Source organism: Cupriavidus sp. FW305-3-2-15-C-LB2 (assembly GCF_058787575.1).
This window is the reverse complement of record NZ_JBYSZW010000038.1, coordinates 36,939-61,824: the sequence shown is the minus strand read 5'-3', so window position 1 is coordinate 61,824 and position 24,886 is coordinate 36,939. Positions and strand designations below refer to the sequence as shown.

28 protein-coding genes and 1 riboswitch are annotated in these 24,886 nt (G+C 67.3%); of the genes, 23 read left to right on the top strand and 5 right to left on the bottom strand.

Annotated elements, in window-relative coordinates; all coding sequences use genetic code 11:
• Nucleotides 1-192: 192 nt before the first annotated feature.
• From tolA to ybgC, 4 genes are all read right to left on the bottom strand, one after another.
• The gene (gene tolA / locus AC3WRR_RS24405; RefSeq protein ID WP_051398490.1) at nucleotides 193-1,215 is read right to left on the bottom strand and encodes a cell envelope integrity protein TolA; all 1,023 of its coding nucleotides are present in this window, start codon (nucleotides 1,213-1,215) and stop codon (nucleotides 193-195) included.
• 36 nt (nucleotides 1,216-1,251) lie between these two features.
• Complete coding sequence (gene tolR, locus AC3WRR_RS24400; RefSeq protein WP_010813739.1) at nucleotides 1,252-1,695, bottom strand: protein TolR; 444 nt, start codon at nucleotides 1,693-1,695, stop codon at nucleotides 1,252-1,254.
• 71 nt (nucleotides 1,696-1,766) lie between these two features.
• A complete protein-coding gene (gene tolQ / locus AC3WRR_RS24395; RefSeq protein ID WP_011615851.1) occupies nucleotides 1,767-2,450 on the bottom strand; it encodes a protein TolQ in 684 nt (227 codons plus the stop codon).
• Nucleotides 2,447-2,851, bottom strand: a complete 405-nt coding sequence (gene ybgC, locus AC3WRR_RS24390) for a tol-pal system-associated acyl-CoA thioesterase (RefSeq protein WP_010813741.1) — start codon at nucleotides 2,849-2,851, stop codon at nucleotides 2,447-2,449. Before ybgC ends, tolQ begins: the two co-directional genes overlap by 4 nt.
• A 155-nt stretch (nucleotides 2,852-3,006) precedes the next feature.
• Nucleotides 3,007-3,152, top strand: a riboswitch (ZMP/ZTP riboswitch).
• Between the two features lie 124 nt (nucleotides 3,153-3,276).
• Here ybgC and glyA point away from each other — a divergent pair.
• The 16 genes from glyA (at nucleotide 3,277) to AC3WRR_RS24310 (ending at nucleotide 19,143) form a co-directional block, all read left to right on the top strand.
• Nucleotides 3,277-4,524, top strand: a complete 1,248-nt coding sequence (gene glyA / locus AC3WRR_RS24385; protein WP_010813742.1) for a serine hydroxymethyltransferase — start codon at nucleotides 3,277-3,279, stop codon at nucleotides 4,522-4,524.
• Between the two features lie 156 nt (nucleotides 4,525-4,680).
• A complete protein-coding gene (gene nrdR / locus AC3WRR_RS24380) occupies nucleotides 4,681-5,148 on the top strand; it encodes a transcriptional regulator NrdR (protein WP_492292837.1) in 468 nt (155 codons plus the stop codon).
• Between the two features lie 132 nt (nucleotides 5,149-5,280).
• Entirely contained in the window at nucleotides 5,281-5,910 is a 630-nt protein-coding gene (pilV, locus tag AC3WRR_RS24375) for a type IV pilus modification protein PilV (protein WP_011615852.1), read from the top strand.
• A gap of 16 nt (nucleotides 5,911-5,926) precedes the next feature.
• Nucleotides 5,927-6,946: a PilW family protein gene (locus AC3WRR_RS24370; protein WP_010813745.1), complete on the top strand. Its 1,020-nt coding sequence runs from the start codon at nucleotides 5,927-5,929 to the stop codon at nucleotides 6,944-6,946.
• Nucleotides 6,943-7,551 (top strand): pilus assembly PilX family protein, encoded by a 609-nt coding sequence (locus tag AC3WRR_RS24365; protein ID WP_010813746.1) that lies wholly within the window; start codon nucleotides 6,943-6,945, stop codon nucleotides 7,549-7,551. Before AC3WRR_RS24370 ends, AC3WRR_RS24365 begins: the two co-directional genes overlap by 4 nt.
• Nucleotides 7,552-7,586: 35 nt before the next feature.
• On the top strand, nucleotides 7,587-11,429 hold the full coding sequence (locus tag AC3WRR_RS24360) for a pilus assembly protein (protein ID WP_492298348.1): 3,843 nt from the start codon (nucleotides 7,587-7,589) through the stop codon (nucleotides 11,427-11,429).
• The gene (locus AC3WRR_RS24355; RefSeq protein ID WP_011615855.1) at nucleotides 11,426-11,881 is read left to right on the top strand and encodes a type IV pilin protein; all 456 of its coding nucleotides are present in this window, start codon (nucleotides 11,426-11,428) and stop codon (nucleotides 11,879-11,881) included. The genes AC3WRR_RS24360 and AC3WRR_RS24355 overlap by 4 nt, the downstream gene beginning before the upstream one ends.
• Nucleotides 11,881-12,414: a GspH/FimT family pseudopilin gene (locus AC3WRR_RS24350; protein ID WP_492292836.1), complete on the top strand. Its 534-nt coding sequence runs from the start codon at nucleotides 11,881-11,883 to the stop codon at nucleotides 12,412-12,414. Before AC3WRR_RS24355 ends, AC3WRR_RS24350 begins: the two co-directional genes overlap by 1 nt.
• Before the next feature lie 257 nt (nucleotides 12,415-12,671).
• Nucleotides 12,672-12,935 (top strand): hypothetical protein, encoded by a 264-nt coding sequence (locus tag AC3WRR_RS24345; RefSeq protein WP_492298346.1) that lies wholly within the window; start codon nucleotides 12,672-12,674, stop codon nucleotides 12,933-12,935.
• Nucleotides 12,932-13,837: a PilW family protein gene (locus AC3WRR_RS24340; protein ID WP_010813751.1), complete on the top strand. Its 906-nt coding sequence runs from the start codon at nucleotides 12,932-12,934 to the stop codon at nucleotides 13,835-13,837. The genes AC3WRR_RS24345 and AC3WRR_RS24340 overlap by 4 nt, the downstream gene beginning before the upstream one ends.
• Complete coding sequence (locus AC3WRR_RS24335) at nucleotides 13,831-14,436, top strand: pilus assembly protein (RefSeq protein WP_492298344.1); 606 nt, start codon at nucleotides 13,831-13,833, stop codon at nucleotides 14,434-14,436. Before AC3WRR_RS24340 ends, AC3WRR_RS24335 begins: the two co-directional genes overlap by 7 nt.
• Before the next feature lie 323 nt (nucleotides 14,437-14,759).
• Nucleotides 14,760-16,283 carry a pilus assembly protein gene (locus AC3WRR_RS24330; protein ID WP_492298342.1) on the top strand — a complete coding sequence of 508 codons (1,524 nt, stop codon included), beginning with the start codon at nucleotides 14,760-14,762 and terminating at the stop codon, nucleotides 16,281-16,283.
• A complete protein-coding gene (locus AC3WRR_RS24325) occupies nucleotides 16,280-16,738 on the top strand; it encodes a type IV pilin protein (RefSeq protein ID WP_010813754.1) in 459 nt (152 codons plus the stop codon). The genes AC3WRR_RS24330 and AC3WRR_RS24325 overlap by 4 nt, the downstream gene beginning before the upstream one ends.
• Before the next feature lie 7 nt (nucleotides 16,739-16,745).
• A complete protein-coding gene (locus AC3WRR_RS24320; protein ID WP_010813755.1) occupies nucleotides 16,746-17,294 on the top strand; it encodes a GspH/FimT family pseudopilin in 549 nt (182 codons plus the stop codon).
• Between the two features lie 52 nt (nucleotides 17,295-17,346).
• A complete protein-coding gene (ribD, locus tag AC3WRR_RS24315) occupies nucleotides 17,347-18,462 on the top strand; it encodes a bifunctional diaminohydroxyphosphoribosylaminopyrimidine deaminase/5-amino-6-(5-phosphoribosylamino)uracil reductase RibD (RefSeq protein ID WP_010813756.1) in 1,116 nt (371 codons plus the stop codon).
• A gap of 60 nt (nucleotides 18,463-18,522) precedes the next feature.
• Entirely contained in the window at nucleotides 18,523-19,143 is a 621-nt protein-coding gene (locus AC3WRR_RS24310) for a riboflavin synthase (protein WP_010813757.1), read from the top strand.
• 9 nt (nucleotides 19,144-19,152) lie between these two features.
• On the opposite strand, the gene AC3WRR_RS24305 is transcribed toward AC3WRR_RS24310, so the two are convergent.
• Nucleotides 19,153-19,395: a hypothetical protein gene (locus tag AC3WRR_RS24305; protein ID WP_010813758.1), complete on the bottom strand. Its 243-nt coding sequence runs from the start codon at nucleotides 19,393-19,395 to the stop codon at nucleotides 19,153-19,155.
• 468 nt (nucleotides 19,396-19,863) lie between these two features.
• On the opposite strand from AC3WRR_RS24305, the gene AC3WRR_RS24300 reads away from it, so the two are divergent.
• The 7 genes from AC3WRR_RS24300 (at nucleotide 19,864) to AC3WRR_RS24270 (ending at nucleotide 24,825) form a co-directional block, all read left to right on the top strand.
• Complete coding sequence (locus tag AC3WRR_RS24300; protein ID WP_010813759.1) at nucleotides 19,864-20,160, top strand: hypothetical protein; 297 nt, start codon at nucleotides 19,864-19,866, stop codon at nucleotides 20,158-20,160.
• Between the two features lie 13 nt (nucleotides 20,161-20,173).
• Nucleotides 20,174-20,767, top strand: coding sequence for a hypothetical protein (locus tag AC3WRR_RS24295; protein WP_010813760.1), 594 nt, complete (start codon nucleotides 20,174-20,176; stop codon nucleotides 20,765-20,767).
• On the top strand, nucleotides 20,764-21,009 hold the full coding sequence (locus tag AC3WRR_RS24290; RefSeq protein WP_010813761.1) for a hypothetical protein: 246 nt from the start codon (nucleotides 20,764-20,766) through the stop codon (nucleotides 21,007-21,009). The genes AC3WRR_RS24295 and AC3WRR_RS24290 overlap by 4 nt, the downstream gene beginning before the upstream one ends.
• Nucleotides 21,010-21,303: 294 nt before the next feature.
• The gene (gene ribBA, locus AC3WRR_RS24285) at nucleotides 21,304-22,413 is read left to right on the top strand and encodes a bifunctional 3,4-dihydroxy-2-butanone-4-phosphate synthase/GTP cyclohydrolase II (RefSeq protein WP_010813762.1); all 1,110 of its coding nucleotides are present in this window, start codon (nucleotides 21,304-21,306) and stop codon (nucleotides 22,411-22,413) included.
• Nucleotides 22,414-22,485: 72 nt separating this feature from the next.
• On the top strand, nucleotides 22,486-22,986 hold the full coding sequence (gene ribH, locus AC3WRR_RS24280) for a 6,7-dimethyl-8-ribityllumazine synthase (RefSeq protein ID WP_010813763.1): 501 nt from the start codon (nucleotides 22,486-22,488) through the stop codon (nucleotides 22,984-22,986).
• Nucleotides 22,979-23,497 carry a transcription antitermination factor NusB gene (gene nusB, locus AC3WRR_RS24275; RefSeq protein WP_010813764.1) on the top strand — a complete coding sequence of 173 codons (519 nt, stop codon included), beginning with the start codon at nucleotides 22,979-22,981 and terminating at the stop codon, nucleotides 23,495-23,497. Before ribH ends, nusB begins: the two co-directional genes overlap by 8 nt.
• A 146-nt stretch (nucleotides 23,498-23,643) precedes the next feature.
• On the top strand, nucleotides 23,644-24,825 hold the full coding sequence (locus AC3WRR_RS24270) for a pyridoxal phosphate-dependent aminotransferase (protein WP_010813765.1): 1,182 nt from the start codon (nucleotides 23,644-23,646) through the stop codon (nucleotides 24,823-24,825).
• Nucleotides 24,826-24,886 lie beyond the last annotated feature (61 nt).

Here is a 24,886-nt window from a genome sequence, read left to right as displayed (position 1 = left end):
TTTCAAGTTTCGTCGGGCACGGCAGGCAATCGGCAACACGGGCAAATGCGGCATTGCAGCGCGTGGCGCATGCCCCGTCTGTGTGCGTATCGCACCCTGCCGGCCGCGTCAGGCAACCTGTCATGCTAGCGCTGGGACCAAGACCCGGCGATGAAGGTTGCATTATGTTGCAAATCATGCCGCCCAGGCCACTCAGTCCTTCGGACGGAAGGTAATGGTGAAGCTGGCCGGCGCCTTGCCGTTCTCATCACGCGGCAGCGGGTCGGAACGTTCCACCGCGCGCAGCACGGCATTATCCCAGCCCGAGTTGCCGCTGGACTTGGACAGCCGCGCTGACAGCAGCGAACCATCCGGCGCCAGCTGCACCGACACCACCGCGGTCGGGTTGCCCGGCACGTCCTCGCCAAAGACGATATTCGGCTTGACGCGGCGGCGCACGCGGTCCGCATAGCCCGGCGACGCCTTGCCACCGCCGCCGGCACCCGCGCCGGCCGTACTGCCCACGCCGCCGCCGCCCGCGCCGGAGCCGCCGGCCAGCGCCTGCAGGCGCGCCAGCTCGCTCTTGCGCTGGGCATTGGCCGCAGCCTCGCGCTTGGCCTTGGCGTCGGCATCCGCCTTGGCCTTGGCCTTGTTCTCGGCGTCAGCCTTAGCCTTGGCGTCCGCCTGGGCCTTGGCCCTGGCGTCCGCTTCCTTGCGTTCTGCTTCCTTGCGCTCGGCCTGTTCCTTGCGCTGCTGTTCCTGCTGCGCTGCCTTCTTCTTCGCGTCGTCCTTGCGCTGGGCTTCCTTGCGCTCGGCCTCGCGCTGCTCCGCTTCCTTGCGCGCGGCTTCCTTGCGTTCCGCCTCTTTGCGCTCAGCTTCCTTGCGGGCAGCCGCCTGCTTGCGCTCGGCCTCTTCACGCGCCGCCGCCTCGGCACGGCGCTTCTGGCGTTCCAGCGCGATGTCGGCGTCGTCCTCGACCTTGCTCTTCACCTCGGGCAGCGGCGGGGCCGGGCGCGGCTGCACCACCGGCTCCGGCGGCGGCGGCGGGGGCGCGGTGGCGGCCGGAATCTCTTCCCACAGCTCGGCCTCGGCGCCGACGGGGGTGCTGCTCTGCAAGCGCACGCCGTAGTACAGCACGACAGCCAGCAGCATGTGCATGAAGAGCGCGAACAGGAAGGAACGCAGGGTTCCCCGCTCCTTGACCGGCTGGTAGGGATAGGCGGCGACGGTCTTCATCAGGCGCAACGGCAATCAGATAGGCGCTTCAATGCGTCAGGAGGTCTTGGACTTGACCATCAGGCCGACGCGCTTGACGCCGTCGGCTTTCAGGATCGACATCACGTCCAGCACCGCCTCATACTTGACCGCGCGGTCGGCGGCAATCACCACCGGCTGGTCGGGATTCTCGTTCTGGCGCTGGTGCACGAAGTCGAGCAGGCCCTGCTTGTCGAGCTTGCGCTCGAAGGCATTGCCGGCGCTGTCCTTGCCGCGCGCGGTCAGCTGGCCACTCTCGTGCACGGTGACTACGATCGGCGGCGCCTTCTGCTGCGGCGTGGCGTTGGCCACGGTGGGCAGGTCGACGGTGGCGGGGCTCACGATCGGCGCCGCCACCATGAAGATGACCAGCAGCACGAGCATGACGTCGATGTACGGCACGACATTGATGTCGGCGCTGGCCCGGCGGCGCGAGCCGCCACGGCGCTGAATGGCTGCCATTGCAGGACTCCTGGAAACGCCGGCCCGGGCTTGCGCCCGGACCGTCTGGATTAGATTCGATACGTGTGCGGTTAGCGTGCCTGCCGTTGCAGGATGTTCAGGAACTCTTCCATGAAGCTCTCGAACCGGATCGCCAGGCGGTCGATCTCCGTGGCATAGCGGTTGTAGGCGATCACAGCGGGAATGGCAGCGAACAGGCCGATCGCGGTCGCCACCAGCGCCTCGGCAATACCGGGGGCCACCGATGCGAGCGTCGCCTGCTGCACATTCGACAGGCCGCGGAAAGCGTTCATGATCCCCCAGACCGTGCCGAACAGGCCGATATACGGGCTCACCGAACCCACCGACGCCAGGAACGGCAGATGCGATTCCAGCACATCCATCTCGCGCTGGTAGGCCGCGCGCATCGCGCGCCGGGCCGCATCGAGCAGCGCGCCGGCTTCGTTGCCGCGCTCGCGCGCCTTCAGGAACTCGCCCATGCCGGATTCAAAGATCCGCTCCAGCGCGCCGGTGTTGTGGCGGTTGTTGACGGCACTGTTATATAGCGCCTGCAGGTCGCCGCCGGCCCAGAAGTCGCGTTCGAACCCCTCGGTCTGGGTGCGCGCCGAGCGCAGCGCCAGGTGCTTGCGGAAGATATAGGTCCACGAAAACAGCGACATGACGAGCAACAGCGCCATGACGGCCTGTGCCAGCAGGCTGGCGTGGAGCACCAGCGTTACGATCGACATGTCTTGCGTGACGGTCACGGGATTCATCGTGCGGACTTGATGGTAGCTAGAACGGGGTCGGGAATCGGGGCGGGACGGAAAGTGCTTCGATCGACACACCCAACACGGATCGCGCCAGAGGCCAGCATCAGCTCGCCACGCCAGGCTTCCTGGGTGAACTGGACCGACGCCGGGCCGACCCGGTCGATGCGCGTGCGGATCTCGAGCTGGTCATCCAGCCGGGCGGGCGCATTGTAGTCCACTGCCGTGCTGCGGACGATAAAGACCACGCCCGCCTCGTCGGCGAGCGATTGCTGCTCGATGCCGAGCGCACGCAGCCACTCGGTGCGGGCGCGCTCGAAGAACTTCAGGTAGTTGGCGTAGAACACTACGCCGCCCGCGTCGGTGTCTTCCCAGTACACCCGCAGGGTCCAGACAAAGTTTGTCATGGCCGCAATTGTAACGGAGAGCGATAGCGGTTTCGTGTAAACCCGCATGACGACTTTGCAACAGCAAGTTGCTGGCCAGCCCTTGCCAGCGCTTGCCTGGCGGGGCCGACGGCTTGCGGCGGGCGCCCGCCTCGCGCTACACTGCGCGCAACCATTCCATCTTGCGCGACTGGCGAAGTCAGTGGGCACTACCACGAGGAAGCGCAAGTTCTCTGGCGTGACGTTCATTGCGCGTTCGCGTAGCGTTCAGCACGCCTAGGCGTGAAGTTGCTTGCGCCTGCCGCTCGCCTGGGCAGCGAATGGGAAGCAGGGTGCGCCCTGCACCGACGGTTACAAGCCGCCGGTGCTGGTCGCCGCTAGCCTTCCCCGCGCGCCCTACCCCCGATGCGTGAATCGGATTCCCTATTTTTCAGACGAGTTTCGCCATGTTCGAACGCAGCCGTTTTACGATCGACCAGATCGACCCCGAGGTCTTTGCCGCCATCCAGCAGGAGAACCAGCGCCAGGAAGACCACATCGAGCTGATCGCCTCCGAGAACTACACCTCGCCGGCCGTGATGGCCGCCCAGGGTTCGCAGCTGACCAACAAGTACGCCGAGGGCTATCCCGGCAAGCGCTACTACGGCGGTTGCGAGTACGTCGACGTCGTCGAGCAGCTGGCCATTGACCGCGTCAAGCAGCTGTTCGGCGCCGAAGCCGCCAACGTGCAACCCAACTCGGGCTCGCAGGCCAACCAGGGCGTGTACTTCGCCGTGCTCAAGCCGGGCGACACCATCATGGGCATGAGCCTGGCCGAAGGCGGCCACCTGACCCACGGCATGGCCCTGAACATGAGCGGCAAGTGGTTCAACGTGGTCAGCTACGGCCTGAACGCCCAGGAAGACATCGACTACGACGCGCTGGAAAAGCTGGCCCAGGAGAAGAAGCCCAAGCTGATCATCGCCGGCGCCTCGGCCTTCGCGCTGCGCATCGACTTCGAGCGCATCAGCAAGGTTGCCAAGTCGATCGGCGCTTACTTCATGGTCGACATGGCCCACTACGCCGGCCTGATCGCCGCGGGTGTCTACCCGAACCCGGTGCCGCACGCCGACTTCGTCACCACCACCACGCACAAGAGCCTGCGCGGCCCGCGCGGCGGCGTGATCCTGATGAAGGCCGAGCACGAGAAGGCCATCAACTCGGCGATCTTCCCCGGCATCCAGGGCGGCCCGCTGATGCACGTAATCGCCGGCAAGGCCGTCGCCTTCAAGGAAGCGCTGACGCCTGAGTTCAAGGAATACCAGCAGCAAGTGGTGAAGAACGCCGCCGTGCTGGCCGAGACCCTGATCGCGCGCGGCCTGCGCATCGTCTCGGGCCGCACCGAAAGCCACGTGATGCTGGTTGACCTGCGCGCCAAGAACATCACCGGCAAGGAAGCCGAGCGCATCCTGGGCGAGGCGCATATCACCGTCAACAAGAACGCCATCCCCAACGATCCGGAAAAGCCGTTCGTGACCTCGGGCATCCGCCTGGGCTCGCCGGCCATGACCACGCGCGGCTTCAAGGAAGAAGAAGCCCGCATCGTCGGCAACCTGATCGCCGATGTGCTGGACAACCCGCACGACGCCGCCAATATCGCCAGCGTGCGCGAGCAGGCGGCAGCCCTGACCAAGCGTTTCCCGGTCTACGGCTGATGCATCGAGGCCGCCCATGCGGCTTCCGCATGAGCGGCCGGCAGCTCCGCAAGCCGGCGTCCTCGGGCACCGGCTTGCGGGCCTCGCCAACCCGCCCCGCCTCCGCAGAACGACAACACGGACAAGGCGACGGGGTTCAACTGAAGGTGGTCCGGCATGAAATGCCCCTTTTGCGGTCATTCCAATACCCAGGTACTCGACACGCGCATGTCGGAAGACGGCGATGCCGTGCGCCGGCGCCGCCGCTGCGAAGCCTGCGACCGCCGCTTCACCACCTATGAGCGGATCGAGCTGTTCTTCCCCGCCATCGTCAAGAAAAACGGCTCGCGCGTGGACTACACGCGCGCCAAGCTGAAGGATTCCATGCGCCTGGCGCTGCGCAAGCGCCCGGTCTCGGCCGAAGCCATCGACGAAGCCATCACCCGCATCGAAGAAAAACTGCTGGCACTGGGAGAGAAAGAAGTCCCCAGCAGCCAGGTCGGCGAACTGGTGATGCGCGAATTGCGCAAGCTCGACAAGATCGCGTATATCCGCTTTGCTTCGGTGTACCGGAGCTTTGAGGACGTGTCGGAATTCCGCGACGTGCTGGATGAGTTTGCGGCGTCCACCCCCCGGAAGGGGTAGCAAAAGTAACAAAATCGTTGTTTAATCCCCGTTGCATTTCCGCAAGGCCCGCTGTCGCATATTAAAAGGGCCCGGGATTGCAGACCAAAAAAAGAAGTTAACGAAGTCGGACGTCTTTTGACGGGGGTCAGAATGGGTCAACGCTGCCGCGGGGCAGCCGGCTTTGCCATGCTCGAAGCATTGGTGGCAATTGTCGTTCTGGCGGTTGGCGTGCTCGGCGTCGCCAGCCTGCTGCTGAATTCATCCCGCTTCACGCAACAAGCTTCCTACGACACCACTGCCATGCAGCTGGCCACCGAGATGGCCGAGCGCATGCGTGCCAATCCGGCCGTCTCGCAAACCGGCGCGGCGGCGGAAGCCATCATCCCGAACCGCTACTTCATCGACACTGCCACCGGGCAGCCGCCCGCGCTCACGGCAGCAAACAGCCCGTACGCGATCGCCTGCCCGGGCACGGCGGCCGGGTGCGCGCAGCAACTGGCGGATTTCGATGTCGCCGAGTTCTGGGAGCGTGTCAGCACAGGCCTGCCTGGCGGACGCGCCGTGATTTGCCGGGACATGGTCGCCTACGACCAGGCCACCGGCTTCTCATGGGGATGCACGCCATCGGCCACTGGCCGCGCGGACGACGCACCGATTGTCATCAAGATCGGCTGGATCTCCCGGCTTGCCGCCAGAACCGTCGCGGCACGGGTCGACATGTCCGACATGGGCACGCGCCCCCAGGTGGTCATCGTGGCCACGCAGGGCACGGTTAACTGACATGCGGAACGCCAGGATGTATCTCAACGCCGGCCGGCATCGTCAACTGGGGCTGTCGCTGGTGGAGCTGATGGTGGCGATGACGCTGAGCCTGCTCCTGATCATGGCTGCCGCGGCGCTCTACCTGACCGGACGAGCCAACTACAACAGCATCGATGACACCACTGCGCTGGATGAGAAAGGCCGTTTTGCGGTGGATACCGTGGTTCGGATCGTGCGCCAGGCCGCGTGGAGCAACTATGCGGGCAACAGCGCCGCGGCCTCTCCCGGCGCCAGCGGGCCTCCCGCGCCCAGCCCCGGAGGCGTCATGCTCACCACCACGAGCCTGTCGCCGACCATCAGCGGCCTCGACAGCTGCGGCGCCCCCGCGCAAGATCTCGGCAATCCGGCGCAAAACCTCGCGTGTCCGGCCCAAGCGGGTGCCGTGAACAAGAGCGATGTGCTGCAGGTCCGCTTCTTCGGCTCCGGCACGCAGCAGGACCGCACCGTCCCGGACAACAGCATGATCGACTGCTCCGGCAATGGCGTCGCCGAGCCGCAGGCCTGGGAAGACGCAGACCTAGCGCGCGGCATGGCGGTCTTCTATGTCAGCAACGATGCCGGCGGCATGCCTCAGCTGATGTGCGGCTATCGTCCACGGGACGCCGCCAACAAGGAAATCCTCACGGCCGGCACGGCGTACCAGGCTGTTTCGCTGATCTCAGGCGTTGAAGTCTTCCAGGTGCTTTACGGCATGGATACGAATTTCGACCAGACCCCGGACCGCTTCCTGTCGGCCACCGAGGTGCTGGCCCTGCCCACCACCTGGCAGAACGTCGTCGCCATCAAGATTGCCATGGTGCTGATGGGCGATACCGCCAGCGCATCGCCTCAGGATCCGCCAACCTTGCGCCTGTTCGGGCGCCTGTTCCCGGGCTCGCCGGGCAACGACACATCCTTCACGCCGGCCACGCAACTGCAGCGCATGCGACGCCTGTACACCGTCACCGTACAGCTCCGGAACATGGCCACCTGCACCACGTGCTCGCCGACATGAACGCCCGCACCGCGCACCCCAACCCGCGTGGCATCGCGCTGATCACCGCCCTGGTGATGCTGCTGATCATCAGCGTCATCGCCATCGCCGGTGCCCGGCTGGCCATTGGCAGCAAGCGCATGGCATCGAACCAGCGCGACCGGGACCTGGCTCAGCAAGCGGCCGAGGCAGCCTTGCTGGATGCGGAAATCGACATCCAGGGTGTTTCCGCCCCAACCAGCCGGTCGGCCATCTTCTCCGGCACCACGATGAATGTGCTGCCGTTCGTGGCGGGTTGCAATACGGGCGTGACAGGCGCCTCACCCTTCCAGGGATTGTGCGACCCAGTGCTCGACGGCACGCCGAACTGGCTTGCCGTTGACTTCAGCCAGACGGGCGCCAACGCACGCACCACCGCCTACGGCACCTTCACCGGCCGCAGGTTCCCGACCGCGACAGGCGGGCTGCTGCCTGCCGCCCTGCCGCGCTACATCATCGAGCCGATCAGCGACATGTCGCCAGGCGCGAGCGAGGGCGCATACATCTTCCGCGTCACGGCCGTCGGCTTTGGCGCTAACCCGGCGACCCGGGTCATGTTGCAGTCGTACTACCGGAAGGGGGAATGAATGGCAACGTCCATGCCTGTCGCGGAGCACGGCAAATGAGCCGGATCCGGAAATTCATTTTCGCGGCAATGGCTGCGCTTCTCAGCCTGCCCGCCGGCCCGCTGCTTGCCGCAACGGAACAGAGCAGCCTCGCGACCGTCAAGCTCGCGCAGGCGCCGCTGTACGGCCGCAACCAGAATATCCATCCCAACCTGCTGCTGACGCTCTCGGTGGAGTTCCCCACGGTGGGGGCAGCCTATCGCTCCGGCACGTATTCGCCGACCACGGAATACATTGGCTACTTCAATCCGCGCAAGTGCTACAACTACAGCGGAAGCGCCAGCAATGGCTATTTTGTCATTGCCGGCGACGCCAACACGGCCGATCACACATGCACGGGCCAGTTCAGCGGCAACTTCATGAACTGGGCCACGGCCTCGGCCATCGATATGCTGCGCTACGCGCTGACCGGGGGCGACCGCGTCGTCGACTCCGCCACACAGACCATCCTGCAACGTGCCGTGCTGCAGGAGAGTTTTTTCAACAGCAACTCCTACTTCCCCCGCAAGACCTACGACAAGGCGTCCTCGGTCACGCCTTTCAGCAGCAGGACCTTGTACATCACCTCATGTGGCAACAAGGTGTTCTTTGGGGACAGCACCGAGTCCGGCGCCAGCTGCTCGAGCCCCGGCAAGTACAGGAACCAGGGCACCTACCTGGTACGGGTGCAAGTCTGCGATGCAAGCGAAGCCAGGTCCCGCACCGATCTCTGCAAGCTGTATCGCACCGGGTACAAGCCGGTTGGCGAAATGCAGCGCAATGCAGACAAGGTCCGCTTTGGCGCGTTTGGCTACCTGAACGACAGCGCCAATACCCGTTATGGCGGTGTCTTGCGGGCGCCCCTGAAGTATGTGGGGCCGAACACCGTCGACAGCAATTTCAACCAAGCCAGCAACCTGCGCCGGGAATGGGATGACGACGGCGTATTCATCCAGAACCCCGAGAGCGCGTCAGAGAACATCAGCGGCGTCATCAATTACCTGAATCAGTTCGGGCGTTCCGGCGCCTACAAGTCATTGGATCCGGTCGGCGAACTCTACTACGAGAGCATCCGCTACCTGCAAGGCCGGCAACCAACGCCCGAAGCCATCGACAACGCCAGCGCCTACAAGGATGGATTTCCGGTCTACACACAATGGACAGACCCCATCCTTGCCAGTTGCCAGAAGAACTACGTCCTTGCCATTGCCGATATCAATACGCACTGGGACCGCTACATTCCCGGCAACACCAGGACGACTTACCTCTCCGGTGGCAAGCCGGTCTCTGCCAACGACTCGGCCCGGCCGGCGGACGCGATATCGAAATACAGCAAGTACAGCTTCGATGTCACGACCTGGACGCAGGCGGTGGCCGATCTCGAGAGTTCGGGAACATCCGGCAACAGCCGCCCCGACACCTCGCTCGCCAACCTGGCTGGCGCCGACACCGGCTCCAGCGGCCACGGCACCTACTATATGGCCGGCGTCGCGTATTGGGCCCATACCTACGGCTTCCGCCCCGATATGCCGGAATTGCGCGTCACCACGTTCAGCATCGACGTCAATGAGAACGGGAACGGCAGCGTCGGCGACGAACAGCGCCGCAGCCAGATGTACCTGGCGGCAAAATACGGCGGCTTTGACGACCAGAATGGTGATGGCAATCCGTTCCGCACCAAGGGGGCCAGCGGCGCCAACGTCACCAGCAATGCCGAATGGGAATCGTCGGGCGGATCCGACGTCCCCGCCAACTGGTTCCTGGCCGGGCAGCCGGCCGCCATGATCGCTTCCATCAAGAAGGTCTTCGCGCAAATCGTCAACGCGGCCGGCACATTGTCTGGCGTGGCACTGACCTCTTCCCAGGTGGCGAGCGACACCCTCTTGTTCACTCCCGGATTCGACCAGCGATGGAACGGGCGCCTTTCGGCACTGGCGGTGACCAATGATCCCGACACCGGCGTTCAGATCTCCAGTACCGAAACCTGGGAGGCCGGCAAGGTGCTGACTGCCCGCACCGCTGCCCGCAATCTGCTGACCTGGGTCCCGTCGGGCACGGCCGACAATGCAGGAACCGGCGCGGGTGCGGGCGCCACCTTCGAATGGAAATCCCTCAACGCCGCGCAGAAGGCCGCACTGAAGCTCGCGCCGACAGAGACTGACACCGTGGCCCAGAGCCGGCTCAGCTATCTGCGTGGCGAGCGCAGCCAGGAGCAATCCACCGGCAGCACGGGGACCATGCGCTTGCGCGACTCACTGCTGGGCGACATCGTCAACTCGGGCCCCGTCTACATGGCGGCCCCGTCCAGCACCATCGCCGAAAGCGACTACACCGCCTTCTACAAGGCCCACAGCCAGCGTACCGCCGCAGTTTACATCGGCGCCAACGATGGCATGCTCCACGCCTTCAATGCGGCCAATGGCTCTGAACTGTTTGCCTACGTGCCAAACGCAGTGTTCGCCAACCTGGCCCAGCTGACCTCGCCGAGCTATATCCATCGGCCGTACGTGGACACCACGCCTGCCGTGGCGGAAGCCCGGGTCGGCAACGCCTGGCAGACCGTGCTGGTCTCTGGCATGGGTGGCGGCGCGCAAGGCCTCTTTGCGCTGAATGTCAGCGATCCCGCCAGCGTCGGATCCGGCAATGTCTTGTGGGAGTTCACGGACAAGGATGATGCCGACATGGGCAACGTCATGTCGCCGCCCCAGATCGTCAAGCTGTTTGCCGGCAAGGACTCCGACAACAAGCCTGTGTACAGGTGGTTTGCCATGACGGGCAACGGCCTGAATGCCAACGATGCGGATGGCGCGAGCAATCCGGCCGCGCCTTCGGTGCTGTTCATCGTGGCACTGGACAAGCCGGCCGGGACGCCGTGGCAACTGGGCGTCAATTACTGGAAGATCTCGATGGCGGCGGACGTCACCGCCGGCATTGCCAACGGGCTGAGCTCGCCGGCGCTGGTGCGGCTTACCGACGGGCAGACCGTCGCCGCCTACGCCGGCGACCTCCAGGGCCGCCTCTGGAAGTTCATCCTGAATGGCGGCCCATCCACCTGGAACGCTGCCGGGGCCCTGCCCTACTACGGCGGCGGCAACTACGGCCGGCCGCTGTTCCAGGCCCGCGATGCCAGCGGAAAGCCGCAACCGATCACGGTCCAGCCCAAATGGGTCTACGCGCCCGGCGGCTACATGGTGGTGTTTGGCACCGGGAAGTACCTGGAGCCTGCCGACACCATCACCACCGGCACGCTGACCCGGAACGCCATGTACGGCATCTACGATGCGGGAGGCTCCCAGTCGATCGCAGACCGCAGCATGCTGAACCCGGTCACCCTGACCCGTAACAGCAAGGGCGCTTACGAATATTCGTCACGCAGCTATAGCCTCGGCTCAAAGACTGGGCAGAAGGCGGGGTGGTACTTTGATTTCCCGGGCAACGGAGAACGCCAGGTCACCGCACTCGTGCCAGCCTACGGAAAGATCTGGTTCAACTCGCTGATGACCGGCGATGATCTTTGCGGCGCCTCCAGCAACAGCGGCCGCTATCAGATCAATGCGCTGACCGGCATGCCCGCCACGGGGACATCGACCGGCGATCTCTCCACCTTCGGCATCCTGGGTGCGCCAGTGCTGATCCAGACCAAGACCACGGTCGATCCACAACGCAATGCCGTCGGCCAGATCACTACGCTGAAGTTCATCGACGTGTTCTCGTTCGGCGCATCGGGGGGCGGCCGCAGCGCAAGCGCGTCGTTGTCCAGCAGGCCGCTTGTGTCCGGCAACACAGCCACCGACGGGGGGCACCCCACCACCGGGCGCCTTGGCTGGCGCGAGATTCGCAATTTCGGAGCCGCAAAATGAAGCGCTGCCACCGTGACTGGCGTCGCCACGCCAGCGGCTTCACGCTGATGGAGATGCTGATTGCCATCGCCATCCTTGGCATCCTCGCTGGCATTGCGTATCCCAACTACGCCGAACATGTTGCCCGCGGGCGCCGCACCGAAGCCAAGGCTGCATTGATGACGGCCATGCAAGCGCTGGAGCGTCGTTACGCACAGGCCAACTCCTACGTCGACCCCGCCGACAGCACGCGCGCCTGGCGCGGCTTCCCGCAAGCCTCGGAAAGCGGCAACTACGCGATTGCATCCGGCGCGTGCGCAGGGCTGGCATTCAACGAATGCGTGCAGGTCAGCGCCACGCCCACGATCGCCGACAACCGCTGTGGCACGCTGCTGCTGCGCAGCACCGGCGAGCGCGGCGTGCTGATCAACCATGTCGCCGCCTTCGCGAACCTGCCCCAGGGATGCTGGTGATGCGCGCTCAAGCCCCCCGACCCCAGACCGGATTCACGCTGATCGAACTGCTGGTCACGCTGGTCGTGCTGGTCATCCTCGCCGGCATGGCAGCACCCGCCTACACCTCTTTCATTCAGCGCAACACGCTTGCCACTGAAGCAGACGCGCTGGCTTCGTCGCTTTCCCTGGCACGGGCCAGTGCGCTATCGCGCAATAGCTGGGTCACCGTGGCGCCCGTCAGCAATGACTGGCGCAACGGCTGGACTGTCTGCCTGAACCCAAATCGAAACGCGGACTGCACGGGCCAAGCCGTGCTGGTTCAGCATGTCCCCTCCGCCCAGGGATTGACCGTAGCATTCTCCAGCACGCCGCAGTCGGGGGTCCTCTCCTACTCGCCCGTAGGCTATACCCGCACGCTGGCAGATGCGATGCAGTCTGCCCAGGTGCTGATGGGACTGGGCACCGGCAACCAGAAGCTCATCGATATCAGCCAGTTGGGCAGGGTCCGCGTATGCGCGCCCGTGCCGACACAAGCCACGGTGTGTCAGTAGGCGAGGCTGCCTGGTCGCTGTTCCCGGGAAGACCGAAACAACATTCCGCAAATCCTCCACGCTTAGGCACGTATTCGCCTGCTCGCGACAGCTAGTCTGACGGTCCCTGCCAGTCTCGGTGACCGCCCATGCCGGATCTTCGCAAGCCAGCACATCCACCTGCCCGCCCGCGCCGCAGACCGCGTTGCGCCGGCCGCCCCGCGGGATTCGCGCTGCATGAAACGCTGTGCGCGCTGATCGTGCTTGGTGCCGGGCTGATGCCAATGATGGGGCTGGCGCCGAAGGCGCTGGCCCAGCTGCGCGAACTCGACGCGCTGGCCCGGTCCGCCCGCCTTGCCGTGGAGATGGCTGAGCTGGATACAGCGCAGCCGGCACTGCAAAGCGGGCGACCAGACCTCTGGTCGAGCCGGTGCGGGAACAACCCGGCGTTTCCGTGCCCGGAAGATTCGCCACTGATCATGGCAGGACGGCTTGGCGGGCAGGCCGGCATACCCGCGATCGCCTTGTGGATGCAGCCATGAGGCGGGACGCATCCAGGGCATTCTCGCTGGTCGAGCTGCTGGTCGGACTGATACTCGGCCTGATCGTCACCGCGGCAGCCGTTGCGGCATTCCATGCCACTCGTACCGCCTACCTCACCGCCACCGACCGCATCCTGCTCGAAGAGCGCGGCCAGCGCGCCCTGACGATCATCGCCGCGCTGCTGCGCCAGTCCGGCTGGCCCGGCGAGCCCCTTCCCGCCACCTCCTACCCTGCGCCGCCGGCCGTCAGCGGCGCCGACGACTGCGGTCAGCCTGCCATCGGTGCGGTGCCGTCCTGCGGCAGGGCTGGCGTCGGCCGCAGCGATGCGCTGCTGGTCCGCTTCAGCGGCAGCGGCCTGCCGGCTGCGCCGTCGCAGCCGGATGAAACCATGACCGACTGCAGCGGCTACGCCGTCGCCGCGCGCGTGGCCGGTGCTGACGCGCACAGTGGCTACGTCGCAGCCAACCTGATCTATGTCGCGGCGGGCAGCGATGGCGTGCCGCAACTGCTGTGCCGCTACCCGGCACGCCGCGGTGGCGTGATCGACGGCACTGGCTGGACCTCCGGCGCGCTGGTCCGCGGCGTTGAATCACTGCAAGTGCGCTACGGCCTGGATACGGACGGCGACGGCCGGGCCGACCGCTTCGAGACGGCATCCGCGATCCACTCGCTGGATGAATCCGCCTGGCATCGCGTGGTGGCCGTGCAGATTGCCATTGCCGTGCGCGGCGAGCGCCCGGGTTCGGCAGCGGCAAGCCCGGGCAAAGACGCCGACCCACCCGGCACCGCCGCCGGCGATCTGGCGCCGGTGCCGCCGTCGCAGGCCGGCACCGCCCGCCGTGTCTTCGCCACCACGGTGCGGCTGCGCAATGCGCCACGCTGCCAGGAAACGCTGTGCTAGCCCGCCGCCTTCCATGTCGCCACAAGGCAGGCGCCGTCACGCTGCTGCTCTGCGCCACGATGCTGCTGCTGGTAGTGCTGACCGCTGCCGGCACGCTGCACATGCTGCTGTCCGCGCGGCAACTTGCCGTCATGCAGCTCGAACGCGAAATCGCATTCCGGGCCGCCGAGGTCGCGTTGCTTGATGCCGAGTCGGACCTGCTTGCGGCCGCCATATCGCAAGACATGATGGGCCGGCTCGGCATCTGGCCGGCACCGGGACACTGCGGCAGCGGCCAGCAGGCTGGCGTGTGCCGGCCAGCGGTGACGGGCCCACCCGTGTGGCAGCCCTGGCTGCTGGCCGACACCAGTGCGGACGCCGTCGGCGTGCCATTCGGCCGCTTCTCGGGTGCGACGCTGCCGGTGCTGCCCGCGGGTGCCGCCGGCACGCGCGAACTGCCGCGGTATGTCGCCGAGATCCTGGACGAAGCACCGTCCGGCTACAGCACTCCGGATGCCCCTTCCGCCACCACACCGGCACCACGGATCCGGATCACGGCCATCGGCTTCGGCCGCAGCCGTGCCATACGTGCCGTGCTACAGAGCGTGATCCAGCCGTGAATCGCCTCGTTGCCGTTGCCTTCGCCTGCCTGGCCATCGCCATTGCACCAGCGTCAGCCGCCACCGGATCCGAAGCAGGTCGGCTGCCCCTGGCTTACCGGACCACGGCGGGCGCATATCCATGGACCGGGCGCTTGTTCGCTGTCGGCTGGCAAGGACCGGCGCCAGTGCTGTCGCCTTATCTATGGGAAGCCGGCACGAGCCTCGACCATCGGCCGGTTGGATCGCGTCGCATATTCACGTCGTCAGCGCCGCCGCAGCGCGTCATCGCGCTGCAATGGGCTGCCATCGATGCCGCCTTCCGGAATACGGATAGCGCCGACATGCTTGGCCGCCTTGACCGCGCTCACCTCGAATGGCTGCGCGGCGACCGCACCGAGGCCGGCCTGCGCCAGCGCGACACGCGACTCGGCAATGCCGCAGGCGCGCGCGTGCGGGTGGTTGCGCCTCCGGCCTGGGCGCCTGGCAAACCCGGGCATGCCGGCTTTCGCGCGCGCTACGGCCTGCGCCCGCACGTCGTCTGGCTGGGCACCAACGACGGTCTGCTGCATGCGTTCAATGCCGTGACCGGCGAGGAGCGCGCCGCCTATCTGCCCGGCGTGCTGTTGCCCTATGCCGCCGCCACGCCGGCGAACGACGCGCCGCTGGCGCCCGCGCCCTGCCCTCGCCCCGAAGCGCAGGATGTGACGATCCATGGCGAGTGGCGCACGGTCGTGCTGTGTGGCATCCCTGGCAGCGCCAGGACCGGCAACCCCGCAGCGGCATTCGCGCTCGACGTCTCGGATCCCGACGGTCCGATGCCCTTTGCATTGCTGTGGGAGATCGCCGCCACGGACACATTGCCACTATCCGCACGCGGCCCGGTGCGTGCCGCCGGCATTCCTGGCCAGGACGGATTGCGCTGGTACGCAGTCGTGACGCTGGCTGCCGCGACCCATGACAAGTCGGAGGCAGCGCGCTCCGGCCTTGCGCTGCTGCCATTGGACAAGCCCGCCGGGGCGGCATGGGCCGGGCAGTACGCCGTCCGCACCTTGCCATTGCCGGAACGCGACTGCCTGGGCCGGCCGGCAACCGGCAACCTGGTGGCGGCCAGCGTGCTGTCCGACATGACAGGCACGGCACGCGCTGCCTATGCGACAGACGATGCCGGCCAGCTATGGCGCTTCCCGCTCGCGGAAGCGCCTCAGCCGGGCGGTGCGCCCGCCGTGTCATGCCTCCACCGGATGCAGACGTCGGCGCAGCCGCTCATGCCCGAAGCGCCCGTGCTGCTCGGAGCGCCGACTGCGCCGGTCGTGGTCTATGGCACGGGCAACGAACTTGCAGCGGTGCCCGACCTGTCGTCCTCGCGCGGCGCCACTGCAGTCCCATTGGTGCAAGTTGTGGCGCAGGCCGTAGATGGCGGGCACATCCTGCGCGCGCAGCCAGCCGGCGCCGGCGATGCCGGCTGGCATCTGACCCTGCCCCATGCCGGCGAACAGGTGGTGGAGGTCCAGCCGGTCTTCCCCGGCCATCTGCTGTTCGTGACGCGCACGCCCGATGGCGCGCAACGCAGCTACCTGGTGCTGGCGGCGACCGGGGAATCGGTCAGCCAGAGCGGAACCGGCGAACGCCTGCACATGGCCACCGGCCAGTTGCTGGCTCCAGGCGCCAGCGTGTTCGTGACCGTTGCCGAATTGCCCGCCGCACCGGCGCAGCCGGGACGCACCGCGCGCCAGGCTTACGAGCTGTCGCTATGGGCTGTCGATGGCAACACGGTCACGCGGGTGTCGCAAACCATGGCCAGCCGGCGCACCGGGCGCCTGCGCTGGCGCGAGATCGCCGGACCGGTACGGGAGGATTTGCCATGACTACCGCGGCGCCTGCCTCCCGGCCCCGGGCCGGGTTCAGCCTGGTCGAGCTTGCGGTTGCGCTGGCCGTCCTCGCGATCCTCGCGGCCATCGCCGTGCCCGCATGGCACGGCCACCTGATGCGGGGATGGCGGGCGCAGGCGCGTACCGCGCTGACCGAGGGAATGCTGCAACTGGAGCGCCACGCCGTCGGCGCCATGACGTTTGCCACCGAACCCGGTGCCGAAGTGGCCGCCGGGGAATGGCCACTACCCGTACCGGCCACCGGCACCGTGCGTCATGTCGTGACAGCCGCGGCATGCCCGCAGGCCGGCCTGGATACCTGTGTTGAATTGCGAGCCGTCCCGCAGCGGCCCGACCCGGAGTGCGGCGTGCTGATCCTGCGCAGCACCGGACAGTGGCTGACGCTACCCGAAGGTGAAGCCGTGCCGCGGCCGCTTCCGTCCCATTGCTGAAGGCGCGATGAACAGCCACGCTCCCCGCCGCCACCATGGCCTGACTCTGGCCGAGCTGCTCGCCGGCCTGGCCATCCTGGCACTGCTGGCGGCGGCATCCTATCCGGTGTTCGGCGGCCTGCTCGCCCGGCAACAGGTCACACTGGCGGCCGACCGGCTGGCGGCATCGCTGGCGCTGGCGCGGGCCACCGCACTGGCGCGCCGCCTCGAGGTGACGCTGCAGCCGCTGCCGGGCGAGGCGACGCTGGGCCCTGGCTGGCAACTGGTCGCGGCAGACGGCGACCCGGATCGCCGCGCGGTGCTGGCCGTGGTCGAACCGGGCATGCCCTGCCTGTGGGTGACGCTGCGCCAGACCGCCCGCGGCACGAATGTGCTGAAATTCCTGCCTGTGGGATACTCTCGTTCTGAGCAGGGCGGTTTCCAGGCCGCCACTTTCACGCTCGGCTGCCGTGGCGAGCAGCGGCAAGTCAGACTGGGCGCGCAGGGACGTATCCGACTCTGCACCCCCGGCCGCGACGCTGACTGCGATGCGACGGAGTCCTCCGGACCACCATAACCCGGCAGCCCTGTATTCCAGATCGCTGCGCCAAGGCAAACGCAACCGCCGAATGTTTTCCGATACCGACCACGCCGCCATGCAACAGGCCCTCGCGCTCGCCGCGCGGGGCATGTTCATCACCACGCCCAACCCGCGCGTCGGCTGCGTGCTCGTCAAGGATGGCCAGGTCATCGGCCAGGGGTTCACCCAGCCGGCCGGACAGGACCATGCCGAGATCCAGGCGATGAAGGACGCGCTGGCGCGCGGGCTGGACCCGGCCGGCTCCACCGCCTATGTCACGCTGGAGCCGTGCAGCCATTTCGGACGCACGCCGCCGTGCGCCGATGCGCTGGTGCGCGCGGGCGTAGCGCGCGTGGTAGCGGCCATGGAGGATCCCAACCCGTCGGTATCCGGGCGCGGCCTGCAGCGGTTGCGCGAGGCCGGCGTGGACGTGCGCTGCGGCCTGCTGGAGAAGGAAGCGCGCGACCTGAATATCGGCTTCGTCTCGCGCATGACGCGCGGGCTGCCGTGGGTGCGCATCAAGGTGGCGGCATCGATGGATGGTGGCACCGCGCTGCATGACGGCACCAGCCAGTGGATCACCGGCCAGGCCGCGCGCGACGACGGCCATGCCTGGCGCGCACGTGCGTGCGCGATCCTCACCGGCATCGGCACCGTGCGCGACGACAACCCCGCGCTGACGGTGCGGGCCATCGCCACGCCGCGCCAGCCCCAGCGGGTGCTGGTCGATTCGCGGCTGGAGGTCCCGCTGGACGCGCAGATCCTGACGCCGGACACCGGCCAGTTCGCCAAGCCGGTGCTGGTGTTCTGCGCGGTGGAGGACCGCGAACGCCAGCGCGCACTGGAAGGCCGCGGCGCCGAAGTCGTGGTCCTGCCCAACCCGCACGGCAAGGTCGAGTTGCGCCGCATGCTGGAAGAACTCGGCCGGCGCGGCATCAATGAGCTGCACGTGGAAGCCGGCTTCAAGCTCAACGGTTCGCTGGTGCGCGAGCATTGCGCCGACGAGCTGCTGATCTACCTCGCACCCAAGCTGCTGGGCGATGCCCAGGGCATGTTCAACCTGCCGCCGCTGGCGCGGCTGCAGGACGCCGCACAGTTCCGCTGGCATGAGATCCGGCAGATCGGCGACGACCTGCGCCTGATTGCCCGGCGCAACGACGCGTAGCGCGCCACCCATCGGCACCGCGTATCCAGATTCCAAATACCCAAAGCAGAAGACACCACCATGTTTACAGGCATTGTCGCGGCAGTCGGCCGCATTGATTCCGTAACCCCGCTGGGCGCCGCCGATGCCGGCGTGCGCTTGCATATCGCCGCGGGCGGGCTGGACCTGTCGGACGTCATCATCGGCGACAGCATTGCCATCCAGGGCGCCTGCATGACCGTGATCGCCATGGCGCCCGACAGTTTCGACGTCGAGGTCTCGCGCGAGTCGCTGGACAAGACCGTGGGGCTGGAGAGCACCGGCCGCGTCAACCTGGAAAAGGCACTGCGCCTGGCCGACCGCCTGGGCGGCCACCTGGTGTCCGGGCACGTCGACGGCCTGGGCGAAGTCGTGCACTTCGCGCCGGTGGGCGAATCGCATGAACTGCGCATCCGCGCCCCGCGCGAGCTGGCACGCTACCTGGCCTACAAGGGCTCGGTCGTGGTCAACGGGGTGTCGCTGACCGTCAACCGCGTCAATGACGAAGCCGACGGCTGCGTGTTCTCCATCAACCTGATCCCCCACACCGTGGAAGTCACCACGCTGCAGGAACTCAAGCCGGGCGCGCGCGTGAACCTGGAGATCGACCTGATCGCCCGCTATGTGGAGCGGATGCTGTCGACCGCGCAGGCCCCCGCGTAATCCCGCGGGCTACCTGCCCTCGTCAGGCACGTTATAGGTCTCGCGCAGCTTGTCGGTGAAGGGACGCAGCGCTTCCACGCAGGCGCTGCTGTTGCCGCCCTCCATCGTGGACAGGCTCCAGTTGCAGCCGCCGGCGTCCGGCGCGTGCCAGACCACATCGCCAAAGCAGGCGCCTTCGCAGGCGGCGAACTTCGACTGCTCGGCGCGTACCAGGGCACGCAGTTCGGCCTTGTTCTTGATCTGCCTCGACATGGTTGTCTCCCTTTGTTGTACAAAGTCCGCGGGCGCGATCAGGCTGCCGCCCTGATTTGAAGTCCGAGCCGCCGCTTGCCAGCGCGGCGGCATTCAGGGCGGGGCGTGCCCTTTTGTCGCGAGCATACGCTGACAAACCCCTCCTGTGGCAATTTGCTTGCACCGCCGCCCCCCCTGGGAGGCGCGCCGCGCGGGGCCTGGCAGCTTTGTTGTAAGTCAGCTGGTGCCTGCAGCGCCCGAGGCCTAGAATGGTTAAGCAGCGCTTGCAGTCCATGTATGCCCACAGGCGCTCGCCACTCGTTCCCGGGCCTCCCCCCTCGACAACGTCTAGCACCGGTGACTGCTGAAGTCACTCACGGGGACCACCTGGACCTTCATGCTCCCCTGCCCGCCGCGCCGCGCGCTCGTCCGCGAGCTGGCGCTCCCGCCGTTTCTTTCAACTGCCGGCCGGATTGTTGCCCGGCACCCATGAAGGAACTCACTGTGCCCGACCCCACCGCCAGAATCCTGTATCAGCGACTTCCGGCCACGCGCCTGCTGCGTGACCGGCATCCCACTGCGCCGATGCGCGCGCGCCTGGGCTTTGTGCGCCTGGCCGCGACCCACCTGCACCGTGCCGCCACGCTACTGATCGACTGGGACCAGGCCGTGGGCAACGGATGGCCGCGGCTGCAGCCGCCGTCCTCCCCCCTGGCGAAGACATTCCGGCGCCCAGGCGCCCGGCGTTTCGCAGGCTTTCCGTGGTCCAGCGGCAAATGGACCTGACACCAAGCGAGGCATGACCATGCTCACCCTGTTGTATTTCCGGCTGAACGACATTGCCGCGGCAAGGCGCGCGCACGCGCAGCTTGGCGAGCTGGCCGCGACTCCCGCACGCATCGACGGGCCATGGTTCTTCCAGCGCGACGACCAGCCGGCCGAAGGCCTGCCCTCGCCCCACGCGGCACAGGTCACCTATCGCAATGAAGTCGCGGCAGCCGGCATGGCCGCCGGCGCAGTGCTGGTGGCCTGGCTCGTGTTCCGCTACGGCACGCCGGTCAACGCGGCCACGGGCTTCATGGCCTACCTCGGCGGCATGGCGCTGGGCGCCGTGATCGGCCGGTGGCTGGGCAGCGTGGTCGGCGCCGGGATCATGCGCGCCGGCCTGAGGCGGCAGAAGCGGCAAATGACCGCAGGCCAGCTGATGATGATCTGCGCGTGCGACCCGCACGCAAAGGGGCGGCTCTGCGAGATCGCCCAGGATGCCGGCGCCGCCGCCATCGACCCACAGGGTGGCCGGCTGCCCCTGCGCGGCTGGCTGACAGACCGCCACTGGCCCGCATGGCTTGCAGGCCATGGCCAGCGCGCTGTCCCACACAGGAAACAAGCATGAGCGAGAGTTTTTTCTATCAGCATTGCCACGTTGTCGTGACACTGGCCGAGGTCACCTTCGGCAAGTGGGAATGGACCTATGCGCTGGATGCGCATGCCAGGTTCACAAAACCCAACGCCGGCTTCCTCACGCGCGAGCTCGCGCTGGCTGACGCGACCCGCGCGGCCAGGGCGCGCATCGCCAGGACCTCGCGGCTGCGCGCCGCAGGCCACGACCGCACCGCGCTGGCCGCCGCCGCATAGCCCCGGCCGAGCCAGGCGCCGGCACCCTGCCGGCAACGGGGCGGCCCATGCAGCACCGCGCTCCCCACCCGCTTCAGGCAGGCGCCGCACTTTCCCGCGCCGTCGCCTCACGCCTTGCCTGCCTTGGCGTACAATACCCGGCTTGACTGGGCAACCTGCCGGGCGTATATGGCCTGGCCGGCCCGGCCCGACGCCCCGCCTCAGTCCGGCCGCTTTCAACCGCGGCCATGTTTCCTGCCCCAGCTATTCGCCGGTTTTTCGCTCGATTCGCCCCAATTTGCCGTTCAGCACGCCATGAAAATCGCCCGTACCGAAGACATCATTGCCGACATCCGCGCCGGCCGCATGGTCATCCTCGTCGATGAGGAAGACCGCGAGAATGAAGGCGATCTGGTGCTGGCTGCCGATTTCGTCACACCGGAAGCGATCAACTTCATGGCCAAGCACGGCCGCGGGCTGATCTGCCTGACCCTGACCGCCGAGCGCTGCCGCCAGCTGGACCTGCACCCGATGGTCAGCCGCAACGGCACCCAGCACGGCACCAACTTCACCGTGTCGATCGAGGCTGCCGAGGGCGTGACCACCGGCATTTCCGCCGCCGACCGCGCCCGCACCGTGCAGGCCGCAGTCGCCCGCGACGCCAGGCCGGCGGACCTGGTCCAGCCCGGCCATATCTTCCCGCTGACGGCCCAGCCCGGCGGCGTGCTGATCCGCGCCGGCCATACCGAGGCCGGCTGCGACCTGGGCGCGCTGGCAGGCCTGACGCCGGCGGCCGTGATCTGCGAGATCATGAAGGACGACGGCACCATGGCGCGCCTGCCGGACCTGATCGAGTTCGCGCAGGAACATGACCTGAAGATCGGCACCATTGCCGACCTGATCCACTACCGCAGCCGCACCGAGAGCATTATCGAGCGTGTGGGCGAGCGCGCCATGCAGACGCCCTACGGCACCTTCCACAGCATCGCCTACCGCGACAAGCCCACCGGCCAGGCGCACCTGGCGCTGGTCAAGGGTTCGCCCGCGCCGGACCAGGAAACGCTGGTGCGCGTGCACGAGCCCTTCTCGGTGCTGGACCTGCTGGAAGTGAAGTGCACCACGCATTCCTGGAGCATTCCGGCGGCAATGAAAGCCATCGCCGAGGCCGACAGCGGCGTGATCGTGCTGCTTAACTGCGGCGACTCGGCCGACCAGCTGTTCACGCAGTTCAGCGCGCTGGACGCGCCGCAGTCGCGCCCGCGCCGCAAGCCGGACCTGCGCACCTACGGCATGGGCGCGCAGATCCTGAAGGATGTTGGCGTGGGCAGGATGCGCGTGCTGGCGTCGCCGCAGCGCATGCCCAGCATGACCGGCTTCGACCTCGAGGTCACCGGCTACCAACCCATGAACGGCCAGGCCGACTGAGCCTGCGCCACCCGGACACCCCGGCAGCGCGCACCAGCGCCGCTGCCGCCCCGAAAACTGGAGAACTGAACAATGGATCACGGCTTCTACCCCAGCAACCTCGACGGTGAAGGCCTGCGTATCGGCATCGTGCAGGCCCGCTTCAACGAGCCGGTCTGCGCCGAACTGCTCGAAGCCTGCGTGGCCGAGCTGGAAAAGCTCGGCGTCGAGGGCGAAGACACCCTGGTGGTGACCGTCCCCGGCGCGCTGGAAATCCCGCTGGCGCTGCAGAAGATGTGCGAGAGCGGCCAGTTCGACGCCCTGGTCGCCCTGGGCGCCGTGGTGCGCGGCGAGACCTACCACTTCGAGCTGGTCTCGAACGAGTCGGGCGCCGGCATCACCCGCGTCGGCCTGGACTTCAATGTGCCGATCGCCAATGGCATCCTGACCGTGGATACTGACGAGCAGGCCCACGCCCGCACGCGCGAGAAGGGCCGCGACTGCGCCCGCGCCGCGGTGGAGATGGCCAACCTGGTCGCCGCGCTCGATTCGCTGCGCGGCCAGGAAGATGAAGACGAGGACGACGATGAGTGATACGTCGAACACCCCCGACAACGACGGCGGCAAGACAGCCGGCGGCAAGCCCGCCGCGGCCCGCACCGAGGCCAAGGCACCGCCCAAGAGCGCGCGCCGCCGCTCGCGCGAGCTGGCTCTGCAAGGGCTGTATCAGTGGCTGCTGAACCGTAATGACATCGGGGCGATCCAGGCTCACCTGCATGATGCGCAAGGTTTCAACAAGGCCGACCGCGAGCACTTCGACGCGCTCCTCAACGGCGCCGTACGCGAGGAAGCCCGCCTGACCGCCGCCTTCGAGCCGTTCCTGGACCGCAAGGTCGAAGAACTGTCGCCGGTCGAGCGCGCCGCCCTGCTGGTCGGCAGCTATGAGCTGGTGCACTGCCTCGACATCCCGTACAAGGTCGTGATCAACGAAGCCGTCGAGCTGACCAAGACCTTTGGCGGCGTCGAGGGCTACAAGTACGTCAACGGCGTACTGGACAAGCTTGCCGCCCAGGTGCGCGCGGCCGAGGTCGCGGCGCGCCGCTGAGTTGCCAGCTGAGCCGCCCGCGGGCCGGCCCACGCCATCACGGCTGGCTTGCGCCGGCAGTGATGAAGACGACACCCGCCCCGGCGGGTGTTTTCATTCCTACCTATCCTCTTGCTGAACGGGCCCCGGGCCCGTCCCGGACCACCATGGACATGCAGCACCTGGCCACCGCCTCCCGCCTCGCCAATATCGAAGCCTTCCACGTGATGGAACTGGCCAAGCAGGCCGCCGCGCTGGAACGCGCCGGCCGCCATATCGTGCACATGGGTATCGGCGAGCCGGACTTTACCGCCGCCGAGCCGGTGGTGCGCGCGGCCGAAGCCGCCATGCGCCGCGGCGTGACCCAGTACACCGGTGCGCTCGGCATCCATCCGCTGCGCGAGGCCATCGCGGGCTATTACAAGACGGCCTACGGGCTGGATATCCCGGCCCGGCGCGTGATCGTCACGGCCGGCGCCTCGGGCGCGCTGCTGCTGGCGTGCGCGGTGCTGGTCGAGATCGGCGCCGAGGTGCTGATGCCCGACCCCAGCTACCCCTGCAACCGGCACTTCGTCGCCGCCTTCGACGGCGCCGCGCGCATGATCCCGAGCGGCCCGGCCGAGCGCTTCCAGCTGACCGCCGCGCAGGTCGAGGCCAACTGGGGCGAGCAGACCCGCGGCGTGCTGCTGGCATCGCCTTCCAACCCCACCGGCACCTCGATCCTGCCCGACGAGCTCGCCCGCATCCTGCAGGCCGTGCGCGCGCGCAACGGCTTTGCCATCCTCGACGAGATCTACCAGGGCCTGTCCTATGACGCGCCGCCGGTCTCGGCACTGAGCCTGGACGAGAACGTGGTCACGGTGAACAGCTTCTCCAAGTACTTCAACATGACGGGCTGGCGCCTGGGCTGGCTGGTGGTGCCGGAGGCGCTGGTGGAAGCCTTCGAGAAGGTCGCGCAGAACCTGTTCATCTGCGCGTCGGCCGTGGCGCAGTACGCCGCGCTGGCCTGCTTCACCCCCGAGGCCCTGGCGATCTACGACGAACGCAAGGCCGAGTTCCGCCGCCGCCGCGACCTGATCGTGCCGGCACTGGAGTCCCTTGGCCTGCGCGTGCCGGTGCGCCCCGACGGCGCCTTCTATGTCTACGCCGACTGCCGCGGCGTCAACCACCCCGCCGCCGGCGATGCCGACCGGCTGACGCAGGCGATGCTGCACGATGCGGGCGTGGTCATGGTGCCGGGGCAGGATTTCGGCCCGCATACGGCGAAGGACTACATCCGGATCTCGTACGCGACCTCGCGCGAGAATATCGAGGAGGCGATGGCGCGCCTCGGCAAGCTGTTCCGCTGACCGTCCTCTGCCGCGGCTGAAGCAGGCAAAAGAAAAGCACCCCGCGGGGTGCTTTTCTGAT

Excerpts from the sequence above, each read along its gene's own strand:
- pilV (WP_011615852.1), top strand. The coding sequence starts at position 5,281 with ATGGGTCAACGCTGCCGCGGGGCAGCCGGCTTTGCCATGCTCGAAGCA.
- AC3WRR_RS24340 (WP_010813751.1), top strand. The coding sequence starts at position 12,932 with ATGAGGCGGGACGCATCCAGGGCATTCTCGCTGGTCGAGCTGCTGGTC.
- AC3WRR_RS24370 (WP_010813745.1), top strand. The coding sequence starts at position 5,927 with ATGTATCTCAACGCCGGCCGGCATCGTCAACTGGGGCTGTCGCTGGTG.
- AC3WRR_RS24270 (WP_010813765.1), top strand. The coding sequence starts at position 23,644 with ATGGACATGCAGCACCTGGCCACCGCCTCCCGCCTCGCCAATATCGAA.
- nrdR (WP_492292837.1), top strand. The coding sequence starts at position 4,681 with ATGAAATGCCCCTTTTGCGGTCATTCCAATACCCAGGTACTCGACACG.
- ribBA (WP_010813762.1), top strand. The coding sequence starts at position 21,304 with ATGAAAATCGCCCGTACCGAAGACATCATTGCCGACATCCGCGCCGGC.
- AC3WRR_RS24295 (WP_010813760.1), top strand. The coding sequence starts at position 20,174 with ATGACCATGCTCACCCTGTTGTATTTCCGGCTGAACGACATTGCCGCG.
- glyA (WP_010813742.1), top strand. The coding sequence starts at position 3,277 with ATGTTCGAACGCAGCCGTTTTACGATCGACCAGATCGACCCCGAGGTC.
- ribD (WP_010813756.1), top strand. The coding sequence starts at position 17,347 with ATGTTTTCCGATACCGACCACGCCGCCATGCAACAGGCCCTCGCGCTC.
- AC3WRR_RS24320 (WP_010813755.1), top strand. The coding sequence starts at position 16,746 with ATGAACAGCCACGCTCCCCGCCGCCACCATGGCCTGACTCTGGCCGAG.
- nusB (WP_010813764.1), top strand. The coding sequence starts at position 22,979 with ATGAGTGATACGTCGAACACCCCCGACAACGACGGCGGCAAGACAGCC.
- tolA (WP_051398490.1), bottom strand. The coding sequence starts at position 1,215 with ATGAAGACCGTCGCCGCCTATCCCTACCAGCCGGTCAAGGAGCGGGGA.
- AC3WRR_RS24305 (WP_010813758.1), bottom strand. The coding sequence starts at position 19,395 with ATGTCGAGGCAGATCAAGAACAAGGCCGAACTGCGTGCCCTGGTACGC.
- AC3WRR_RS24310 (WP_010813757.1), top strand. The coding sequence starts at position 18,523 with ATGTTTACAGGCATTGTCGCGGCAGTCGGCCGCATTGATTCCGTAACC.
- AC3WRR_RS24365 (WP_010813746.1), top strand. The coding sequence starts at position 6,943 with ATGAACGCCCGCACCGCGCACCCCAACCCGCGTGGCATCGCGCTGATC.
- AC3WRR_RS24290 (WP_010813761.1), top strand. The coding sequence starts at position 20,764 with ATGAGCGAGAGTTTTTTCTATCAGCATTGCCACGTTGTCGTGACACTG.
- AC3WRR_RS24300 (WP_010813759.1), top strand. The coding sequence starts at position 19,864 with ATGAAGGAACTCACTGTGCCCGACCCCACCGCCAGAATCCTGTATCAG.
- AC3WRR_RS24360 (WP_492298348.1), top strand. The coding sequence starts at position 7,587 with ATGAGCCGGATCCGGAAATTCATTTTCGCGGCAATGGCTGCGCTTCTC.
- ribH (WP_010813763.1), top strand. The coding sequence starts at position 22,486 with ATGGATCACGGCTTCTACCCCAGCAACCTCGACGGTGAAGGCCTGCGT.
- tolR (WP_010813739.1), bottom strand. The coding sequence starts at position 1,695 with ATGGCAGCCATTCAGCGCCGTGGCGGCTCGCGCCGCCGGGCCAGCGCC.
- AC3WRR_RS24325 (WP_010813754.1), top strand. The coding sequence starts at position 16,280 with ATGACTACCGCGGCGCCTGCCTCCCGGCCCCGGGCCGGGTTCAGCCTG.
- ybgC (WP_010813741.1), bottom strand. The coding sequence starts at position 2,851 with ATGACAAACTTTGTCTGGACCCTGCGGGTGTACTGGGAAGACACCGAC.
- AC3WRR_RS24330 (WP_492298342.1), top strand. The coding sequence starts at position 14,760 with ATGCTTGGCCGCCTTGACCGCGCTCACCTCGAATGGCTGCGCGGCGAC.
- tolQ (WP_011615851.1), bottom strand. The coding sequence starts at position 2,450 with ATGAATCCCGTGACCGTCACGCAAGACATGTCGATCGTAACGCTGGTG.
- AC3WRR_RS24345 (WP_492298346.1), top strand. The coding sequence starts at position 12,672 with ATGCCAATGATGGGGCTGGCGCCGAAGGCGCTGGCCCAGCTGCGCGAA.
- AC3WRR_RS24355 (WP_011615855.1), top strand. The coding sequence starts at position 11,426 with ATGAAGCGCTGCCACCGTGACTGGCGTCGCCACGCCAGCGGCTTCACG.
- AC3WRR_RS24350 (WP_492292836.1), top strand. The coding sequence starts at position 11,881 with ATGCGCGCTCAAGCCCCCCGACCCCAGACCGGATTCACGCTGATCGAA.